General features: G+C 72.9%; 16 protein-coding genes and 3 tRNA genes. 10 read left to right on the top strand and 9 right to left on the bottom strand.

Annotated features, from left to right (window positions below):
- Window positions 1-40 precede the first annotated feature (40 nt).
- The 3 genes from B446_RS18470 to B446_RS18460 all read left to right on the top strand — a co-directional run bounded on the left by B446_RS18470 (window position 41) and on the right by B446_RS18460 (window position 4933).
- Window positions 41-2182 carry a hypothetical protein gene (locus tag B446_RS18470; protein ID WP_020940963.1) on the top strand — a complete coding sequence of 714 codons (2142 nt, stop codon included), beginning with the start codon at window positions 41-43 and terminating at the stop codon, window positions 2180-2182.
- A gap of 284 nt (window positions 2183-2466) precedes the next feature.
- A complete protein-coding gene (locus B446_RS18465) occupies window positions 2467-3963 on the top strand; it encodes a N,N-dimethylformamidase beta subunit family domain-containing protein (RefSeq protein WP_020940962.1) in 1497 nt (498 codons plus the stop codon).
- 70 nt (window positions 3964-4033) lie between these two features.
- On the top strand, window positions 4034-4933 hold the full coding sequence (locus tag B446_RS18460; protein ID WP_020940961.1) for a phosphoribosylaminoimidazolesuccinocarboxamide synthase: 900 nt from the start codon (window positions 4034-4036) through the stop codon (window positions 4931-4933).
- Between the two features lie 42 nt (window positions 4934-4975).
- On the opposite strand, the gene B446_RS18455 is transcribed toward B446_RS18460, so the two are convergent.
- The 8 genes from B446_RS18455 to B446_RS18420 form a co-directional block, all read right to left on the bottom strand.
- A tRNA-Gly gene (locus B446_RS18455) sits at window positions 4976-5051 on the bottom strand.
- Between the two features lie 23 nt (window positions 5052-5074).
- A complete protein-coding gene (locus tag B446_RS18450) occupies window positions 5075-5689 on the bottom strand; it encodes a response regulator transcription factor (RefSeq protein WP_020940960.1) in 615 nt (204 codons plus the stop codon).
- Window positions 5686-6951, bottom strand: a complete 1266-nt coding sequence (locus tag B446_RS18445) for a sensor histidine kinase (RefSeq protein ID WP_020940959.1) — start codon at window positions 6949-6951, stop codon at window positions 5686-5688. The genes B446_RS18450 and B446_RS18445 overlap by 4 nt, the downstream gene beginning before the upstream one ends.
- 20 nt (window positions 6952-6971) lie before the next feature.
- Window positions 6972-7751: an ABC transporter permease gene (locus tag B446_RS18440; protein ID WP_020940958.1), complete on the bottom strand. Its 780-nt coding sequence runs from the start codon at window positions 7749-7751 to the stop codon at window positions 6972-6974.
- On the bottom strand, window positions 7748-8689 hold the full coding sequence (locus tag B446_RS18435; RefSeq protein WP_020940957.1) for an ABC transporter ATP-binding protein: 942 nt from the start codon (window positions 8687-8689) through the stop codon (window positions 7748-7750). The genes B446_RS18440 and B446_RS18435 overlap by 4 nt, the downstream gene beginning before the upstream one ends.
- A 132-nt stretch (window positions 8690-8821) precedes the next feature.
- A tRNA-Gly gene (locus B446_RS18430) sits at window positions 8822-8894 on the bottom strand.
- A 79-nt stretch (window positions 8895-8973) separates the two neighbouring features.
- Window positions 8974-9045: transfer RNA gene (locus B446_RS18425), tRNA-Gly, on the bottom strand.
- Between the two features lie 158 nt (window positions 9046-9203).
- Window positions 9204-9521 (bottom strand): histone-like nucleoid-structuring protein Lsr2, encoded by a 318-nt coding sequence (locus B446_RS18420; protein WP_020940956.1) that lies wholly within the window; start codon window positions 9519-9521, stop codon window positions 9204-9206.
- Between the two features lie 311 nt (window positions 9522-9832).
- On the opposite strand from B446_RS18420, the gene purS reads away from it, so the two are divergent.
- The 7 genes from purS to purM all read left to right on the top strand — a co-directional run bounded on the left by purS (window position 9833) and on the right by purM (window position 18083).
- Entirely contained in the window at window positions 9833-10105 is a 273-nt protein-coding gene (gene purS / locus B446_RS18415; protein ID WP_020940955.1) for a phosphoribosylformylglycinamidine synthase subunit PurS, read from the top strand.
- The gene (gene purQ, locus B446_RS18410; RefSeq protein WP_020940954.1) at window positions 10102-10782 is read left to right on the top strand and encodes a phosphoribosylformylglycinamidine synthase subunit PurQ; all 681 of its coding nucleotides are present in this window, start codon (window positions 10102-10104) and stop codon (window positions 10780-10782) included. The genes purS and purQ overlap by 4 nt, the downstream gene beginning before the upstream one ends.
- Entirely contained in the window at window positions 10779-13037 is a 2259-nt protein-coding gene (gene purL, locus B446_RS18405) for a phosphoribosylformylglycinamidine synthase subunit PurL (protein ID WP_020940953.1), read from the top strand. The genes purQ and purL overlap by 4 nt, the downstream gene beginning before the upstream one ends.
- Window positions 13038-13929: 892 nt before the next feature.
- Window positions 13930-14727 carry a maleylpyruvate isomerase family mycothiol-dependent enzyme gene (locus B446_RS18400; protein ID WP_020940951.1) on the top strand — a complete coding sequence of 266 codons (798 nt, stop codon included), beginning with the start codon at window positions 13930-13932 and terminating at the stop codon, window positions 14725-14727.
- A 68-nt stretch (window positions 14728-14795) separates the two neighbouring features.
- Entirely contained in the window at window positions 14796-15239 is a 444-nt protein-coding gene (locus B446_RS18395) for an META domain-containing protein (RefSeq protein ID WP_234967513.1), read from the top strand.
- Between the two features lie 201 nt (window positions 15240-15440).
- Window positions 15441-16970, top strand: coding sequence for an amidophosphoribosyltransferase (gene purF, locus B446_RS18390; protein WP_020940949.1), 1530 nt, complete (start codon window positions 15441-15443; stop codon window positions 16968-16970).
- Between the two features lie 45 nt (window positions 16971-17015).
- Window positions 17016-18083 (top strand): phosphoribosylformylglycinamidine cyclo-ligase, encoded by a 1068-nt coding sequence (gene purM / locus B446_RS18385; protein ID WP_020940948.1) that lies wholly within the window; start codon window positions 17016-17018, stop codon window positions 18081-18083.
- A gap of 83 nt (window positions 18084-18166) precedes the next feature.
- Here purM and B446_RS18380 read toward each other — a convergent pair whose 3' ends face one another.
- Complete coding sequence (locus tag B446_RS18380) at window positions 18167-18418, bottom strand: DUF3073 domain-containing protein (protein WP_020940947.1); 252 nt, start codon at window positions 18416-18418, stop codon at window positions 18167-18169.
- Window positions 18419-18515 lie beyond the last annotated feature (97 nt).

Raw genomic sequence — 18515 nt, 5'->3', positions numbered from 1 at the left:
GGACAGCACGGGATCGGCAGGGAGGGGGTGGAAGCCGCTCATGACCGGAATCGGTGGGGAACTGGGCGCGCAGGCGGCGCGCTCGCGGGCGCTGGCCGTCCTGCGCGTCCGGGGCCGGGCGCTGGCCGTGGCCCTGCTGCCGGCTGCCGCCGAGGTGATCCTGCTGACCGGTGGTTCCACCGGCCATCTCGTCGGCCCGGGCTGGGACACCGCCCGCTGGGTGGTGGGCGTGGTCGCCGTGGTCGTGCTGCTGGCCGCCGCCGGCATCGCCCTGGTCGTGGCCCGCGCCCGCCCCGCCATGACCCCCACGGTCCCGGTCTCCGAGGAGTCGGCTCCCGACCTGTACCGGCTCGTGCGTGACCTCGCCGACCGGCTCGACGTCCCCGCGCCCTCGGCGATAGCGCTCACTCCCGACTGCGACAGCTGGCTGGAGGACCGCACCCACCCGGCGCACGGTCCGCCCGCCCGGCCGGCGCCCGACGAGCCTGCGGAACCCGGTCCCGCAACCGGCCCCGGCGCCCACCGTCGCCCCGCCCCCGCCCCGGTCCTCGTCATCGGCTCCCCGTTCCTGTGGTGGATGCGCGTGGGCGAGCTGCGCGCCGTCCTCGCCCCGGTCGTCGCCGGTACGGGACCCTCCGCGCACCCCGACATAGCCGCCGCCCGCCGCTTCGTGCGCGGTCTGGACGCGACGGTGGCCGTGGCCTCGACGCCCGGCCGGTGCGTGCTGACCCGGGGCGTGTGCGCGGTCCTCGGCTGGGTCGCGCGGCTGCTGCTGCGGGGCTGCCGCGAGCACGCGGTGCTGATGGAGCGCGGGGTCGCGGCGGCGGCGGCCGAGCGGGCGCAGGCCGTGGACTACGGCCTGCGGATCGTCGCCCAGGAGCAGGTCGGGCTCGCCTACGCGGGCTGGGACCGGCTGCTGACCCGGGTGGCGCTGCCCGCTTGGCGGATGGGCCGCTGGCCCTCCCGGCTGGACGCCGGTGTGGTCGCCGCGCTCACCGAGCTGTCCCGCCGGGACCGGCTGGCCGAGGGCTTCGCCTCCCGCCTCGGCGAGCGCCCCGCCTGCGACCTGCTGGAGGAGCCGGGCGCGATCGACGAGGCCACCTCCCTGCTCGCCGCCCGCCTCTTCCACGGCGGCCCGGCCGAGTGCGGTCCCGACTGGGCCCCGGTGGACTGGCAGGCGTACCCGGAGGAGGTCGTCGACCGCACCTGGCGCGCGGACGCGGCCCGGCTGCACCGGGTCCTGGACTCCCTGGGTGTCCGCCCGGCCCCCGGCGCCCCCGCCCCCGGTTCCGACGGCCCGACCCTGGCCCGCGTCCTTGACCACCTCACGGAACCCGGCCACTGGGAGCAGGGTGACCAGCCCGTTCCGGCGGTGGCCCAGGGAGTCCTCCCCCGGCCGGAGGACGAGGTTCGCCCGCACCCGGACGGCCTGACCCCCGAGGAACCGGCCGACGCGACCCCCCGCGAAGCGGCCGAGGGGAGCCCCCGGGAAGCGGTCGCCGACAGCCCCCGGGAACCGGTCAGCGCGAGCCCCCGGGAACCGGCCGCCCAGACCCGTCCGGAGGCCACCGCGCCCCATGCGGAAGCCCCCGCTGACCAGGCCGGGCCCGCCGCCCCGGGAAGAACCGACGCCCCGCTCCCGGACGCGGCCGCCGAGGCCCCGCACCCCGATACCGCCGCCGAGGCCTCGCCGGCCGACGCGGCCGCCGAGGCCCCGCATCCTGATGCCGCCGCCGACGACGCGCCGCACCCGGACGCGGACGACGAGTACGCCGATCCGAGTACCGAGCGCAGTGCCGCTCTGGCCGCCGGGCTCAGCGCGGAGCTGGCGCGGGAGGAGATCGCCGCCCCGCGGGGTGCCACGGCCAGTGGGCTGATTCCGGACAGTGCGCTGTGGGACGACGGTTCCCTCCCGTTGTTCCCGCTCCAACCCCCGCGCGGCGCCCGCGAACTCCTCGCCGACCACGTGACGGCGATGGTCTGCTGCGCCGCCGTCGACACGGCCGGTGCCGCTCCCGGCCTCGACTGGCTCGACGGCCCCTCCCTGGTGCTGGGCGGCGAACGGGCCGCCGACCTCGCGCCCAAGGTGCTCAGCCTGATCGAGGAAGGGGACCCGCGCCCGCTGCGCGACTGGCTGGCCGCGTCGGGGATACGGCCCGAGAAGCCGGTCCGCCTCGTCTGACGCCCGCCGCCGCCGGACGCCGTCCCGGCCGGGAGGCGTGGCGGGAGCCGTGGCGGGACCGGGCCGGACCCCGACGCGACTACCGGAAAACCTTCTTCCACTTCAGGTCAATTCGCAACGAATAGTGACCGCCCCCGTGCGTTATGTGATGTGCTGGGACCGACCGCGCACATGGCAAAGGCATGCGACATACGACAGCGCGACCGAGCGCCTGCCGAGCACCGCCGAGCAGCACCGAGCACCATCGTCCAGGGACACGGGGGACATGAGGGAGGGGAGCGACCATGGCCTCGGACCACATCCGCCGCTGGGAGTCCGGAGCACTCGCGCACGCCGTCACGGACCCCTTCGGCCAGGGCCCCGTCCCCTGGCTGCGCGGCAGTGAGACGTACTTCGACGACACGGGCCACGTCGTGCCCTGGTACGTCGACCCGACCCCGCAGCAGCCCACCGGGGAGCGGCCGCGGGTGCCCGCGCCGCGCTCGTCCGGCTCGGGACCGCGCTCGGCCGACGACGTGCGCCGCCAGATCAAGGGCTTCACCTCCACCGGAGCGGTCTCGCCCGGCGAGGCGATCGACTTCCACATCACGGTCGACCCGCCCCAGCAGTTCGGCGTGGACATCTACCGGATCGGCCACTACGGCGGCGACGGCGCCGCGAAGATCACCACCAGCCCGCGGCTGTCCGGCATCGTCCAGCCCCAGCCGCTGGCCGCCGACCGCACGGTCTCCTGCCACCACTGGTGGCTGTCCTGGCGGCTCCAGGTGCCCTCCTACTGGAGCGTGGGCGCCTACGTGGCCGTCCTGACCACCGCCGACGGCTACCGCTCCCACGTGCCCTTCACGGTCCGCGACGACCACCCGGCCGACCTGCTCCTGCTGCTGCCCGACATCACCTGGCAGGCGTACAACCTCTACCCGGAGGACGGCCGGACCGGCGCCAGCCTGTACCACGCCTGGGACGAGAAGGGCTGCCTGCTGGGCGAGGCGGACGCCGCCACCACGGTCTCCTTCGACCGCCCGTACGCGGGCGCGGGCCTGCCCCTGCACGTGGGCCACGCCTACGACTTCATCCGCTGGGCCGAGCGCTACGGCTACGACCTCGCCTACGCCGACGCCCGCGACCTGCACGCGGGCCGTGTCGACCCCACCCGCTACCGCGGCCTGGTCTTCCCCGGCCACGACGAGTACTGGTCGGCGCCGATGCGGCGCGCCGTCGAGGACGCCCGGGACCGCGGCACCTCGCTGGTCTTCCTGTCCGCGAACACCATGTACTGGCAGGTGGAGCTGGGCCCCTCCCCGTCCGGCGTGCCCGACCGGCTGCTGACCTGCCGCAAGCGCCGGGGCCCCGGCCGGCCGGTGCTGTGGCGCGAGGTCGACCGGCCCGAGCAGCAGGTGGTCGGCATCCAGTACGCGGGCCGGGTCCCCGAACCGCATCCGCTGATCGTGCGCAACGCCGGCCACTGGCTGTGGGACGCGGCCGGCGCGCACGAGGGCGAACCGATCGACGGGCTGGTCGCAGGGGAGGCGGACCGCTACTTCCCGCGCACCCCGCTGCCCGAGCACGAGGAGCGCGTGCTGCTCGCCCACTCCCCCTACACGGACAACGACGGCGCCCGGCGGCACCAGGAGACCTCCCTGTACCGCGCGCCCTCCGGCGCCTGGGTGTTCGCCTCGGGCACCTTCGCCTGGTCACCGGCCCTGGACCGCCCCGGCCACGTGGACGCCCGCGTCCAGCGGGCCACGGCGAACCTCCTGGACCGCATCTGCAAACGGGACTGACCCCTGGCCGCACCCCGGTCACCGGCATACGGGAGAATCGAGGCATTGGACAGAACCACGGGGAGGAACCGTGTCCGGATTCGTAGAAAAGCCCGAGCCGATCCAGGTTCCGGGCCTGGTGCACCTCCACACCGGAAAGGTGCGCGAGCTGTACCGCAACGAGGCGGGCGACCTCGTGATGGTCGCCAGCGACCGCATCTCCGCCTACGACTGGGTGCTGCCCACGGAGATCCCCGACAAGGGGCGTGTCCTCACCCAGCTCTCCCTGTGGTGGTTCGACCAGCTCCGTGACCTGGCCCCGAACCACGTCCTGAGCACCGCGCTGCCCGAGGGCGCCCCCGCCGACTGGGCGGGCCGCACCCTCGTCTGCAAGTCGCTGCGGATGGTTCCCGTGGAGTGCGTGGCCCGCGGTTACCTCACCGGCTCCGGCCTGGCGGAGTACCAGGAGTCCCGTACCGTCTGCGGCCTCGCCCTGCCCGAGGGCCTGGTCGACGGCTCGGAGCTGCCCGCCCCGATCTTCACCCCGGCGACCAAGGCCGAGGTCGGCGAGCACGACGAGAACGTCTCCTACGAGGAGGTCGCCCGCCAGGTCGGCGCGGAGACCGCCGCCGAACTGCGCCAGGCCACCCTCGCGGTGTACGCGCGGGCCCGGGACATCGCCCGGGACCGAGGGATCATCCTGGCCGACACCAAGTTCGAGTTCGGCTTCGACGGCGACTCGCTCGTCCTCGCCGACGAGGTGCTCACCCCGGACTCGTCCCGCTTCTGGCCGGCCGACCGGTGGGAGCCGGGCCGCGCGCAGCCCTCCTACGACAAGCAGTTCGTCCGGGACTGGCTGACCTCCGCAGCGTCCGGCTGGGACCGCAGGAGCGAGCAGCCCCCGCCGCCGCTGCCCGGCGAGGTCGTCGAGGCGACCCGCGCGAAGTACGTGGAGGCGTACGAGCGGCTGACGGGTGTGCGCTGGTCGTAGGAGTGCGAAAGGCCCCCGGTGGGAACCGGGGGCCTTTCGATGTGGAGCGGACGACGAGGCTCGAACTCGCGACCTCAACCTTGGCAAGGTTGCGCTCTACCAACTGAGCTACGTCCGCACTGCGCCGTGGCGCGAGAGCAACTATACCCAACCTCGCTCGCGTGCGAGACGCACTGCCGCATGACGGTTTCCCGCACCGAGTTTCGTGACGGCCGAGGAGAGGTAGTTCCGCACGGTCCCGGGCGACAGCGCGGCCCGCTCGGCGATCTCCGCGACCGGCGCCCCGTCGGCGGCCAGCTCCAGCACCTCGGCCTCCCGCGCGGTCAGCGGGGAGTCCCCGGCGGAGATCGCGTCGGCGGCCAACTCCGGGTCGACGTAACGGTTTCCCGCGTGCACCGTCCGGATGATCTCGGCGAGCCGCTGGGCACTGACCGTCTTCGGGACGAATCCCCGCACACCGGCCGCGAGTGCCCGCTTCAGGTGTCCGGGCCGGCCGTGCCCGGTGACGATCAGCACCTGGCACGTGGGCAGTTCGGCGCGCAGGGATGTGGCGACCTTCACACCGTCGGCGCCGGGCATCTGGAGGTCGAGCACGGCCACGTCGGGGGTGTGCGCCCGGGCCATCGCCAGGGCCTCCGGGCCGCTCGCCGCCTCCGCGACCACCAGCAGGTCGTCCTCCAGGGAGAGCAGGGCGGTCAGCGCGCCCCGGATCAGGTGTTCGTCGTCGGCCAGCAGCAGCCGTACCGGACCGGTCATGAGCGGACCTCAACCTCACCGGCTTGCCGCCCCAAGGGCACCTCGGCCACCAGCCGGAACCGGTCCCCGCCGACCGGTCCCGCCTCCAGGGTCCCGGCCACGGCGGTCAGGCGTTCCCGCAGCCCGGCGAGGCCCGAGCCGCCGCCCGTGGCCGAGCCGCCGCCCGTGGCCGGCTCCGCCGCCCCGTCGTTCTCCACCGCCAGCACCACGCGTCCCTCGCGCACCGCCAGTTCCACCGAGCACCGTCCCGCGTCGCCGTGCCGCAGCACGTTGGTGGCCGCCTCGCGCACCACCCAGCCCAGCGCCGACTGCACCCGGGCGGGCAGCCCCGCGGTGTCGGCGCGCACCTCGCAGGCGATCCCGGCGGCACTCAGCACGCCCTGGGCGCCCGCGAGTTCCACGCCGAGGTCGGCCTCGCGGTAGCCGCGCACGACGTCCCGCACCTCCCGCTGGGACTGCTGCGCGATGCGCTGCACCTCGATCATCTGCTCCACGGCCTCCGGCCTTCCGCGCCGGGCCAGTTGGACGGCCAGCTCGCTCTTGAGGGAGATCACGGACAGGTTCCGCCCCAGCACGTCGTGGAGGTCGCGCCCGAAGCGCAGCCGTTCCTCGGCGACGGCGAGCCGGGCCTCGATCTCCCGGGCGCGCTCCGCCTCCCACAGCACCGACAGGGTCCAGGCGCCGCAGCGTGCGGCGGTCAGCGAGACGACGGCGCCGAAGGCGGTCACCACCGCTGTGGCGACGAGGCCGGGGGCGCTCGGGCGCACGACCGTGAAGACCGCCAGGATCAGCGCCGCGAGGACCGCGGCCCGTCGCAGGAACTCCCGCACGGACACGGTGAGCGCGTACGGCAGCCCGAAGGACATGAGCGCGGCCCCGACCGCCAGCCGGGTGGCGAACGGGTCGAAGCCGTGGACCGAGGCGAGTGCCACGATCGCCGCGAGCGCCAGGCCGAGCAGGAGGGTGGGACCGCGCAGGGTGCCCGGGGGCAGCGCGGCGCGTCCGAGGTAGTGGTCGAGCGCCGGGCGCAGCACCCGGCTCGCGGCCGCGCACTGCAGGACGACCACGGCGACCAGCAGCATGCCGAGGGCCACGGCCACGGGCCGGTGGGCGAGTCCGCCGACCATCGGCAGCAGCAGCCAGCCGAGCGGGACCACCCAGATGCTGCCGTGCCAGGTGACCAGGCTCTGCAGTTCGACCCGCTCGGCCTTGCTCCGGTCCCGCCAGTGCCGTCGGTGCCACCCTCGAACCCGCCCGAGCATGTGCCCCCCTGACCGCCCGCTCACCGCCGCGGTTCCCAGCGGAACCACCGCCGTACAGCAAACACCGCCACGACGGTCCATGCCAGCGCCGCCGCCACCGTCACCAGCACCTCCGGCGCGTCGAGCCGGCCGGTCCAGCCCGCCCGGACCAGCCGGACCGCCGGGGACAGCGGGAGGAACGCGCAGACGGAGGCGAGCCGGTGGGGCAGGACCTCGGTGGGCACCGCGATCCCGGAGCCCACCATGGTGACGAGCACCAGCGGGAGGGCGGTGATCTGCGCGCTCTCCACGCTCCGGGTGAAGGACGCGGTGAGGGCGGCCAGCGCTGCGCTGAGCACGAGCCCCGCGACCAGTCCCAGCAGGGTCAGGTACGGCGCCCTGGGCGCCCCGCTGTGCAGCAGCACCGCGCACCCGGCGGACAGCAGCAGCGCCTGGGCGAGGCCGACGCCCACGGCGGGCAGGGCGGTGCCGGTGAGGATCTCGGCGTCGGTGAGTTCGCCGGTGCGCAGCCGTTTGAGGACGAGTTCCTCGCGGCGGGCGACGTAGGCGTTGACCAGGGTGCAGTAGACGGCGAAGAGGAAGGAGAAGCCGACCGCGGCCGTCATCAGGACCGCTCCGGGCGTCAGCCCCTGCCGGCCCAGGTCCATCTGGTCCAGGGCCGGGCGCAGGCTGAAGGGCAGCGCGAGCGGCGCGAGGAGCGCGGTGAGGACGACACCGCGGTTGCGGCCGAGGAGGGCGAGTTCGGCGCGGGCGAGCGCCCGCAGCCTGCGGCCCGCCGGTGCCGCCGTGAGGCCGCTCATGCCGCGACCGCCCTGTCGCGCGCGATCCCGAGGAACGCCTCCTCCAGGGAGGCCGAGCGCGCGTCGAGGCCGCGCAGTTCGACCCCGGCCCGCCCGGCCCAGGCGAGCACCGCGGTGGCGGTGCGCTGGAGGTCCTGGGTGCGCAGCCGCACGGTCCTGCCGTCGAGTTCGTGTCCGCAGACGCCGAGCCCCGCGAGGGGCGGCAGGTCGCCGAGGAAGTAGCCGTCGGGCAGTTCGAAGGACATCCGGGCGGGTCGGCCCGCGGTGACCTCGGCGGGGGTGCCCGAGGCGGCGACCCGGCCGCGGTGCAGGATGGCGAGCCGGTCGGCGAGCCCTTCCGCCTCCTCCAGGTGGTGCGTGGTGAGCAGCACGGTGGTGCCGGCGTCGCGCAGCGCGCGCACCAACGCCCAGGTGTCGCGGCGGCCTTCGGCGTCGAGCCCGGTGGTCGGTTCGTCCAGGAACAGCACCTCGGGGGCGCCGAGCAGGGCGAGCGCCAGGTCCAGGCGCCGCCGTTCGCCGCCGGAGAGCTGACGCACCCGGACGCCGGCCCGGCCGCCGAGGCCGACGCGTTCCAGCACCTCGCCCTCCGGCCGGGCCCCGCTCGTGCAGGCCGCCCACATCCGGACGGTCTCGGTGACGGTGAGGTCGGAGGGGAAGCCGCCCTCCTGGAGCATGACCCCGGTGCGCGGGCGCACGGCGGACCGCTCCAGGAAGGGGTCGTGGCCGAGGACGCGGACGCGGCCGCCGGACGGCGGCGCGAGCCCCTCCAGCAGTTCGACGGTGGACGTCTTGCCCGCGCCGTTGGTGCCCAGCAGCGCGAAGACCTCCCCGCGCGCGACGGAGAAACCGATGCCGCGCACGGCCTCGAACCCGCCCCCGTAGACACGCCGGAGGTCGGTGACCTCGATCACGTGCTCGTGTTCGTCTGTGTGGTCCATGGCCTCAGCGTCCCGCCGGACGGGGCGGATCAGCAGTGCGCGGTGTCATCGGCCGGCATGACAAATGTCAGATGCGCGACCGAGCGCGCGCACGAAGAAGACCCCGGTCCAGAGGACCGGGGTCTCATCCCGAGCGGACGACGAGGCTCGAACTCGCGACCTCAACCTTGGCAAGGTTGCGCTCTACCAACTGAGCTACGTCCGCACTGCCCCCGACCGGCTCCCACCGATCGGTGCGAGCACCAGCCTACCTGATCCACAAGAGTGGTTCTGACCGGTGCCAGAGCGGGTGACAGGAATTGCACACTGCGCCTTCCCCCTGGAAGGGGGATGTTCTACTACTGAACTACACCCGCACGGTCCGTGGGATCCGGCCTTTCGGCCTCGCCCCTCGGCGTGTCCCAGACATTAGCTGATCAGCAGGGGGGTAGCGCAAGTCGGTTCCCGGCGCGGCCAACTGCACGGCGCCCGGGGCCCGCTGACGGGACCCCGGGCGCCGCCCCTTCGCGGGCCCTCACTGCGCGGCGCTGAACGCCTCGTAGACCTTCTTGGGGATGCGTCCGCGCGCCGGCACGTCCATCTTGTTCGCCTGGGCCCAGGCGCGCACGGCCGCGGGGTCGGGAGCGACCTCCGTCTGCTTGTACGCCTTGCCCGACCGGGACCGCTTGCGGCCGGCCTCCACGTAGGGCGCGAGCGCCTTGCGCAGTTTTCTGGCGTTGGTTTCGTTCAAGTCGATCTCGTACGACCTGCCGTCGAGTCCGAAGGCGATCGTTTCCGCCGCTTCCGAGCCGTCGATGTCGTCAAAGAGAGTGACCACGACCTTTTGCGCCACGAATATCGGTCCCTTCGTGCGGCACGCCGATACAGCTCATCGGCGATGACGTGCCGAGTATCGGCTATTGCCAATTCATTTGTACAGTGCCCGGCATTGCAAAGTGAAGCCCGACTAAATCCGCCCGCGTGTCCCCGTGCAATAGCCGCCACGGACGGACCGCTGGAACTTTCCCAGAACTTTTCGCGAAGTCGCCCGCCCGTCACCCGATCGTGACGCGCCTCACGTAGTTTCCTACAACTCTACCCGCGTAGAAATTTTGTGCGGGTAGTCTGAAGGAACCTGCTCAGCACCACACACCGGGAGTGCCAGTGGCACGCGTCGTAGTCGACGTCATGCTCAAGCCGGAGATCCTCGACCCCCAGGGCCAGGCGGTCCAGCGTGCGCTGCCGCGCCTGGGTTTCGACGGGATCTCGGACGTCCGCCAGGGAAAGCGTTTCGAACTGGAAGTTGACGGGCCGGTCGACGAGGCCGCGCTCGCGCGCATCCACGATCTTGCGGAATCCTTCCTCGCCAACACCGTGATCGAGGACTTCACCGTCAAGGTGGAAGAGGCGGCGGAAGTCGCGGAGGCCGCGAAGTGACCGCTCGTATTGGCGTCGTCACTTTCCCGGGAAGCCTCGACGACCGGGACACGCAGCGCGCGATCCGGCTCGCGGGCGCCGAACCGGTCGCCCTCTGGCACAAGGACAAGGACCTCAAGCAGGTCGACGCCGTGGTGCTGCCCGGCGGTTTCTCCTACGGCGACTATCTGCGGGCCGGGGCCATCTCCCGGTTCTCGCCGGTCATGGAGACGGTCATCGAGGAGGCGAAGGCCGGACTTCCGGTCCTCGGCATCTGCAACGGCTTCCAGGTCCTCACCGAGGCCCACCTGCTGCCCGGCGGCATGCTCGGCAACGACCACCTCCACTTCATCTGCCGCGACCAGAAGCTGCGGGTGGAGAACGCGGAGACCTCGTGGACCGGCGACTACCGCCAGGGCCAGGAGATCCACATCCCGCTGAAGAACATGGACGGCCGGTACGTCGCCGACGAGTACACGCTCGACAAGCTGGAGGCGGAGGGCCGGGTCGTCTTCCGGTACCTGGACTTCAACCCCAACGGCTCGCTGCGGGACATCGCCGGCATCACCAACGAGGCCGGGAACGTCGTCGGCCTCATGCCGCACCCCGAGCACGCCGTCGAGCCGCTGATCGGTACCGGCCGCACCGACGGCCTCCCCTTCTTCACCTCGATCCTCAAGAAGCTGGTCAACGCATGAGCCGGACGCCTCTGGACACGGTCGAGCACGCGGCCGCGACCCCCGACGTCGAGCTGCCCTGGGCCGAACTCGGCCTGAAGAAGGACGAGTACGAGCGGGTGGTGGAGATCCTCGGCCGCCGCCCGACCGGCGCCGAACTCGCCATGTACTCGGTCATGTGGTCCGAGCACTGCTCGTACAAGTCCTCCAAGGTCCACCTGCGCCAGTTCGGCGAGAAGGCGCCGCAGTCGGACGCCATGCTCGTCGGCATCGGCGAGAACGCGGGCGTGGTGGACGTCGGCCAGGGCTACGCGGTCACCTTCAAGGTCGAGTCGCACAACCACCCGTCGTACGTCGAGCCCTACCAGGGCGCGGCCACCGGCGTCGGCGGCATCGTCCGCGACATCATCGCCATGGGCGCCCGCCCGGTCGCGGTCGTCGACCCGCTGCGCTTCGGCGCGGCCGACCACCCCGACACCAAGCGCGTCCTGCCGGGCGTCGTCGCCGGCATCGGCGGCTACGGCAACTGCCTGGGCCTGCCCAACATCGGCGGCGAGGTCGTCTTCGACGCCTGCTACCAGGGCAACCCGCTGGTCAACGCCGGCGCCATCGGCGTCATGCGGCACGAGGACATCCACCTCGCCAAGGCGTCCGGCGCCGGCAACAAGGTCGTCCTGTACGGCGCCCGCACGGGCGGCGACGGCATCGGCGGCGCCTCGATCCTGGCCTCCGAGACCTTCGACGACGCCAAGCCCTCGAAGCGGCCCGCGGTCCAGGTCGGCGACCCCTTCCAGGAGAAGCTCCTCATCGAGTGCACCCTGGAGGCCTTCCAGGAGAAGCTGGTCGTCGGCATCCAGGACCTCGGCGCGGCCGGCCTGTCCTGCGCCACCTCCGAGCTGGCCTCCAACGGCTCCGGCGGCATGCGCGTCACCCTGGACGACGTCCCGCTGCGCGACTCCACGCTCTCGCCCGAGGAGATCCTCATGAGCGAGTCGCAGGAGCGCATGTGCGCCGTCGTCGAGCCGGAGAAGGTGGACCGGTTCCTGGAGATCTGCGCCAAGTGGGACGTCATCGCCACCGTCATCGGTGAGGTGACCGACGGCGACCGGCTGGAGATCTTCTGGCACGGCGGCAAGATCGTCGACGTCGACCCGCGCACGGTGGCGCACGAGGGCCCGGTCTACGAGCGCCCGTACGCCCGCCCCGAGTGGCAGGACGCCCTCCAGGCCGACGACGCGAACAAGCTGCCGCGGCCGGCCTCGAGCGAGGAGCTGAAGGACCAGGTCCTCAAGCTGGTCGCCTCGCCCAACCAGGCGTCCAAGAAGTGGATCACCTCGCAGTACGACCACTTCGTGCAGGGCAACACCGTCCTCGCCCAGCCGGAGGACTCCGGCATGATCCGCGTGGACGAGGAGACCGGGCTCGGTGTCGCGATCGCGACGGACGGCAACGGCCGCTACGCCAAGCTGGACCCGTACACCGGCGCGCAGCTCGCGCTGGCGGAGGCGTACCGCAACGTCGCCACCACCGGCGCCAAGCCGCTCGCGGTCTCCGACTGCCTGAACTTCGGCTCCCCCGAGGACCCGGCGGTCATGTGGCAGTTCGCCGAGGCCGTGCGCGGTCTCGCGGACGGCTGCCTGCAGCTCGGCACCCCGGTGACCGGCGGCAACGTCTCGCTCTACAACCAGACGGGCGAAGCGGCCATCCACCCGACCCCGGTGGTCGCCGTGCTCGGCGTCATCGACGACGTCGCGCGCCGCACGCCGGTCGCCTTCCAGGAGGAGGGCCAGCTGCTCTACCTCCTCGGCGACACCCGTGCGGAGTTCGGCGGTTCGGCCTGGTCCCAGGTGGTCCACGACCACCTCGGCGGGCTGCCCCCGAAGGTCGACCTGGAGCGTGAGCGGCTGCTGGCCGAGATCCTGATCTCCGCCTCCCGCGACGGCATGATCGACTCCGCGCACGACCTCTCCGACGGCGGCCTGGTCCAGGCGGTCGTGGAGTCGGCGCTGCTCGGCGGCAAGGGCGCGCGGCTGGTCGTCCCCGACGGCCTGGACGCCTTCACCTTCCTGCTCTCCGAGTCGGCGGGCCGCGCGGTCGTCGCGGTGCCCCGCTCGGAGGAGGTCCGCTTCAACGACATGTGCGGTGCCCGGGGCCTCCCGGTCACCCGCATCGGTGTCGTGGACGGCGACGCGGTGGAGGTGCAGGGCGAGTTCTCGCTGTCCCTCGCCGAGCTGCGCGAGGCCCACGAGGCCACCATCCCCGCGCTGCTGGCGTAACCGCCCGGAGCATGAGGCGAGGCCCCGCCCGGTGTTCCGGGCGGGGCCTTCCCCGTTCCGGGAGACCGGGCGGGACCATGCCCGCCCGGCCGCCCGGTGCCCGAACGGCGGCGACCGCGACCCCGGCCACCGGAAGCCGGTCGCAGCCGCGGTGCACCCGCGCTTCCCGGAGCCGCCCGGCCCCGCCCGCGCGCGGGACGCGCCGACGCCAGCCGTCGCACCCGTCGTCGCGCTCCGCGTGCCTTCGGCGCCGCGCACCGCTCTGCTGAAGGCCGGCCCGGCCTCCGGGCCTCCCGGCTTCCGGGTCTCCCGGCCTCCCGGCTTCCGGGTCTCCGGGCCTCCCGGCCTTCCGGCTTCCGGGTCTCCCGGCCTTCCGGCTTCCGGGTCTCCCGGCCTCCCGGCCTTTCGGCTTCCGGGTCTCCCGGCCTCCCGGCTTCCGGGTCTCCCGGCCTCCCGGCTTCCGGCCTCCGGGTCTCCGGGTCTCCGGGTCTCCGGGTCTCCGGGTCTCCGGGTCTCCGGGTCTCCGGGTCTCCGGGTCTCCGGGTCTCCCGGCCTCCCGGCCTCCCGGCCTCCCGGCCTCCCGGCCTCCCGGCCTCCCGGCCTCCCGGCCTCCCGGCCTCCCGGCCTCCCGGCCTCCGGGTCTCCGGGGCTCCCGGCCTCCCCGGCATCAGGGCCTCCCCGGCATCAGGGCCGCGTCACTTCGCCGCGCCTCGACCTGTCCCCAGCGCGGGCCTGCTGGGGCCGGGCGCCGTGGCCGGGGTCCGGTGCGTCGGCCGCGGATCGGCGGCGGCAGCGGCGGTTGGGCCCCCTGTCGCGGCCGGCGTCCGGCCCGCTGCGGGGCGGGGGAGAAACGGCCTGAGGGAGAGCGGGTCGAAGGCATAGGGTCGCTGTCATGCCACCGGCCAAGAAGCGTGCCCGCAGCTATGACCCCGCCAGGACCCGCGGCGCGGTCCTCGCCCAGTTCGCGAACGTCCGGGAGGCCGCGCGCGGCCTCACCCCCGAGCAGCTCGCCGGGCCCACCCGGCTCGGCGACTGGACCGTGCGGGAGCTGGTCGCGCACATCGGCATGGCGCTCACCGCCGTGCACGGCGCGCTGGCCGCGCCGGCGCCCCCGAAGGCGACCGTGACGGTCGCCGAGTGGGCGCTGGGCACCGCCGTCCGGGCCGCCGGCATCGCCGACCGCACGCGGGAGGTGGCCGCCGCCCAGCCGGACCTGGACGCCTACCTCGCCGGGGTCGAGAAGGACCTGCGCGCCGCCCTCGAGGAGCACCCCGGCACCCGGCTACTGGACACCACCGCGGGCGCCGTCTCCGTGGACGACTACCTGGTCACCCGCACGGTGGAACTCGTCGTCCACACCGACGACCTCAACGCCGCCGTCCCCGGCCTCGACGTCCCCAGCGAGCGGCAGGCCGTGGCCACCGCCACCCGGCTCCTCGCCGACGCCCTCGCGACGAAGGCGCCCGGCGGCTCCACCGAGGTGCGCGTGCCGCCGTACGCCGTCGTGCAGTGCGTGGAGGGGCTCCGGCACACCCGCGGCACCCCGCCCAACGTCGTGGAGACCGATCCGATGACCTGGATCAGGCTCGCGACCGGCCGGCTGACCTGGGCGGACGCCGTCGCCGGAGCCCAGGTCAGCGCCAGCGGGGAGCGGGCCGACCTCGGGGAACTGCTGCCGCTGCTGTCCTGAGCACCGGCGGCACGGAACCGGCGGCTCCGCCGGACCGTCGAATGCATATGAACCGGTACAAGCAGTGCATGATCCTGACGGCCGCCGCCGTGCTCGTCCCGCTCACGGTGGCCTGCGGCAGCGCCGGGAGCGGGCGGGCGGACAGCGGCGCGACCGGTGTGCCGCGGTCCGTGACCGGGGTCGACTGGCGGGTCGACGGCCTCACCACGGGCGGCACCACCCGGCACGGGCCCGCCTCCGCGCGCATCCGGATCGGCACGGACGGCCGGGCGGCCGGCAACCTCGGCTGCAACCAGTTCGCCGCCATGGCCACCGTGCACGGCGACCGGATCACCATCGGCGATCTGCGCACGACCCGGATGGCCTGCGACCAGGCGCGGATGGACTTCGAGCGCGCCCTCGCCCGCACCCTCACCACCGGCACCCTCACCGCCCGGGTGCACGACGGGAAGGCGACCCTCACCGACGGCGACGGCGACGTCGTCCACCTCGCCCCCGGCGCACCCGATTGATGTGCGACACCTCACTCACGCACACCGCGAACGGGTCCGCGACCGTCGTCCGCAGGGCCGCCCAGAACCGGCCAAGGCCCGTCCCCGCTGGGCTGACCTGCGGAAACGAGGAAACCGCCAAGGTGATCCACAGCGGTGGTCCGGAGACGGGCACGCATCCCCAATTCGGACCAGTGGTCGACCTCGCCTACACTCGGTGCCGTGCCACGTGGTGACGGTCGACTCAATCACGATCTGCTTCCCGGCGAAAAAGGCCCCCAGGACGCTTGCGGCGTCTTCGGTGTCTGGGCTCCTGGTGAAGAGGTCGCAAAGCTCACGTACTTCGGGCTCTACGCCCTCCAGCACCGGGGTCAGGAATCCGCGGGAATCGCGGTCAGCAACGGCTCCCAGATCCTCGTCTTCAAGGACATGGGCCTCGTGTCCCAGGTCTTCGACGAGACCTCGCTCGGTTCGCTCCAGGGTCACATCGCGGTCGGACACGCCCGCTACTCGACCACCGGAGCCTCCGTGTGGGAGAACGCCCAGCCGACGTTCCGTGCCACCGCGCACGGCTCGATCGCGCTCGGCCACAACGGCAACCTGGTCAACACGGCGCAGCTCGCCGAGATGGTCGCCGAACTCCCCAAGGACAACAACGGCCGGTCCACCCGGGTCGCGGCCACCAACGACACCGACCTGCTGACGGCCCTGCTGGCCGCCCAGGTCGACGAGGACGGCAAGCCGCTGACCATCGAGGATGCCGCCCACGCGGTTCTCCCGAAGGTCAAGGGCGCCTTCTCGCTCGTCTTCATGGACGAGCACACGCTCTACGCCGCCCGTGACCCGCAGGGCATCCGCCCGCTGGTCCTCGGCCGCCTGGAGCGCGGCTGGGTGGTCGCCTCCGAGTCGGCCGCGCTCGACATCTGCGGCGCGAGCTTCGTGCGGGAGATCGAGCCCGGCGAGTTCGTCGCCATCGACGAGAACGGCCTTCGTACCTCCCGGTTCGCGGAAGCGAAGCCCAAGGGCTGTGTCTTCGAGTACGTGTACCTGGCCCGCCCGGACACCGACATCGCCGGCCGGAACGTGTACCTCTCCCGTGTGGAGATGGGCCGCCGCCTGGCCAAGGAGGCGCCGGTCGAGGCCGACCTGGTCATAGCGACCCCGGAATCCGGCACCCCGGCCGCCATCGGCTACGCGGAGGCCTCCGGCATCCCCTTCGGCGCGGGTCTGGTGAAGAACGCGTACGTGGGACGGACCTTCATCCAGCCCTCGCAGACCATCCGCCAGCTCGGCATCCGCCTGAAGCTGAACCCGCTCAAGGAAGTCATCAAGGGCAAGCGCCTGGTCGTCGTCGACGACTCGATCGTGCGCGGCAACACCCAGCGGGCCCTGGTGCGCATGCTGCGCGAGGCCGGCGCCGCCGAGGTCCACATCCGGATCTCCTCGCCGCCCGTGAAGTGGCCCTGTTTCTTCGGCATCGACTTCGCCACCCGCGCTGAGCTGATCGCCAACGGGATGACCATCGAGGAGATCGGCACCTCGCTCGGCGCCGACTCGCTCGCGTACATCTCCATCGACGGCATGATCGAGGCGACCGCGATCGCCAAGCCGAACCTGTGCCGCGCCTGCTTCGACGGCGAGTACCCCATGGAGCTGCCGGACCCCGAGCTGCTCGGCAAGCAGCTCCTGGAGACCGAACTGGCCGCGGGCCCCGCCGCCACGGCGGCCTCCGACGCGATCCGGCGCCCGTAACCCCCGCTGTTCTCAAGCGGTACGACACGAAAGTTCTCAAGGACCATGTCTGAGACCACTGGTGCCAGCTACGCAGCGGCAGGCGTCGACATCGAGGCGGGCGACCGCGCCGTCGAACTGATGAAGGAGTGGGTGAAGAAGACCCAGCGCCCCGAGGTCCTCGGTGGCCTCGGCGGCTTCGCCGGGCTCTTCGACGCCTCCGCCCTCAAGCGTTTCGAGCGCCCCCTGCTCGCCTCCGCCACGGACGGCGTCGGCACGAAGGTCGACATCGCGCGCCGACTCGGCGTCTACGACTCGATCGGCCACGACCTGGTCGCCATGGTCATGGACGACATCGTGGTGTGCGGTGCCGAGCCGCTGTTCATGACCGACTACATCTGCGTCGGCAAGGTCCACCCCGAGCGTGTCGCGGCCATCGTGAAGGGCATCGCGGAGGGCTGTGTGCTGGCCGGCTGCGCCCTGGTGGGCGGTGAGACGGCCGAGCACCCCGGTCTGCTCGGCGAGGACGACTTCGACGTCGCAGGCGCCGGTACGGGCGTGGTGGAGGCCGACCGGCTGCTGGGCGCGGATCGCATCCGTACGGGTGACGCGGTGATCGCCATGGCGTCCTCCGGACTTCACTCGAACGGATACTCCCTGGTCCGTCACGTCCTGCTGGACCGGGCCGGCCTGGCCCTGGAGGCCGAGGTGGCCGAACTCGGCCGCACCCTCGGCGAGGAGCTGCTGGAGCCCACCAGGATCTACTCGCTGGACTGCCTGGCCCTCACCCGCACCACCGAGGTGCACGCCTTCAGCCACATCACGGGCGGCGGGCTCGCGGCCAACCTGGCCCGGGTGATCCCGGACGGGCTGCACGCGGTCGTCGACCGGTCCACCTGGGCCCCCGGCGCGATCTTCGACCTGGTCGGCAGGACCGGGAACGTGGAACGCCTGGAGCTGGAGAAGACCCTGAACATGGGCGTCGGCATGATGGCGATCGTCCCGCAGGAGTCCACCGAGGTGGCCCTCGCGACCCTGGCCGACCGCGGGGTCGACGCCTGGGTGGCCGGCGAGATCACCGACCGCACCGAGCAGCCGACCGGCGCCGAGCTGGTCGGGGACTACGCGGTCTGACCCCCCGGGTCGCACAGACCTGCGGGTAGCACAGAACCCGGTCGGTGGGAGTACCACCGACCGGGCAGGTGCTCAGTACTGGGTCAAGCGCCGCGACGGTGCTGCGAGGGACCTTGGTCCTCGTCCTCGTCGTCGTCCTCATAGAGGTCGGCGTAACGAGAATAAAGATCGTCTTCGTCGCCCTCATCGTCCTCGAACGGCTCGCCGTTCGGCGGCTGGCTCGAAGTCGATGCGCCCAGTTCACTGGCCAGACGTGACAGGTCAGTCCCACCGCTGTTGTACTTCAGCTGGCGGGCGACCTTCGTCTGCTTGGCCTTGGCCCGGCCGCGCCCCATGGCTCGACCCCCTCGGTGACGGGGCTCGACGGCCCCAGAGTCTGACACGCGTTCATGATCCGAAACGGACCCTCCGCAGAGAGGCCGGTCCGTAGGG

The organism is Streptomyces collinus Tu 365, assembly GCF_000444875.1.
GTDB lineage: Bacteria > Actinomycetota > Actinomycetes > Streptomycetales > Streptomycetaceae > Streptomyces > Streptomyces collinus_A.
This window is presented reverse-complemented; position numbering and strand designations above follow the sequence as displayed.

Excerpts from the sequence above, each read along its gene's own strand:
- purL (WP_020940953.1), top strand. The coding sequence starts at position 10,779 with ATGAGCCGGACGCCTCTGGACACGGTCGAGCACGCGGCCGCGACCCCC.
- B446_RS18435 (WP_020940957.1), bottom strand. The coding sequence starts at position 8,689 with ATGGACCACACAGACGAACACGAGCACGTGATCGAGGTCACCGACCTC.
- purM (WP_020940948.1), top strand. The coding sequence starts at position 17,016 with ATGTCTGAGACCACTGGTGCCAGCTACGCAGCGGCAGGCGTCGACATC.
- B446_RS18380 (WP_020940947.1), bottom strand. The coding sequence starts at position 18,418 with ATGGGGCGCGGCCGGGCCAAGGCCAAGCAGACGAAGGTCGCCCGCCAG.
- B446_RS18470 (WP_020940963.1), top strand. The coding sequence starts at position 41 with ATGACCGGAATCGGTGGGGAACTGGGCGCGCAGGCGGCGCGCTCGCGG.
- B446_RS18400 (WP_020940951.1), top strand. The coding sequence starts at position 13,930 with ATGCCACCGGCCAAGAAGCGTGCCCGCAGCTATGACCCCGCCAGGACC.
- B446_RS18465 (WP_020940962.1), top strand. The coding sequence starts at position 2,467 with ATGGCCTCGGACCACATCCGCCGCTGGGAGTCCGGAGCACTCGCGCAC.
- B446_RS18450 (WP_020940960.1), bottom strand. The coding sequence starts at position 5,689 with ATGACCGGTCCGGTACGGCTGCTGCTGGCCGACGACGAACACCTGATC.
- B446_RS18445 (WP_020940959.1), bottom strand. The coding sequence starts at position 6,951 with ATGCTCGGGCGGGTTCGAGGGTGGCACCGACGGCACTGGCGGGACCGG.
- B446_RS18395 (WP_234967513.1), top strand. The coding sequence starts at position 14,796 with ATGATCCTGACGGCCGCCGCCGTGCTCGTCCCGCTCACGGTGGCCTGC.
- B446_RS18440 (WP_020940958.1), bottom strand. The coding sequence starts at position 7,751 with ATGAGCGGCCTCACGGCGGCACCGGCGGGCCGCAGGCTGCGGGCGCTC.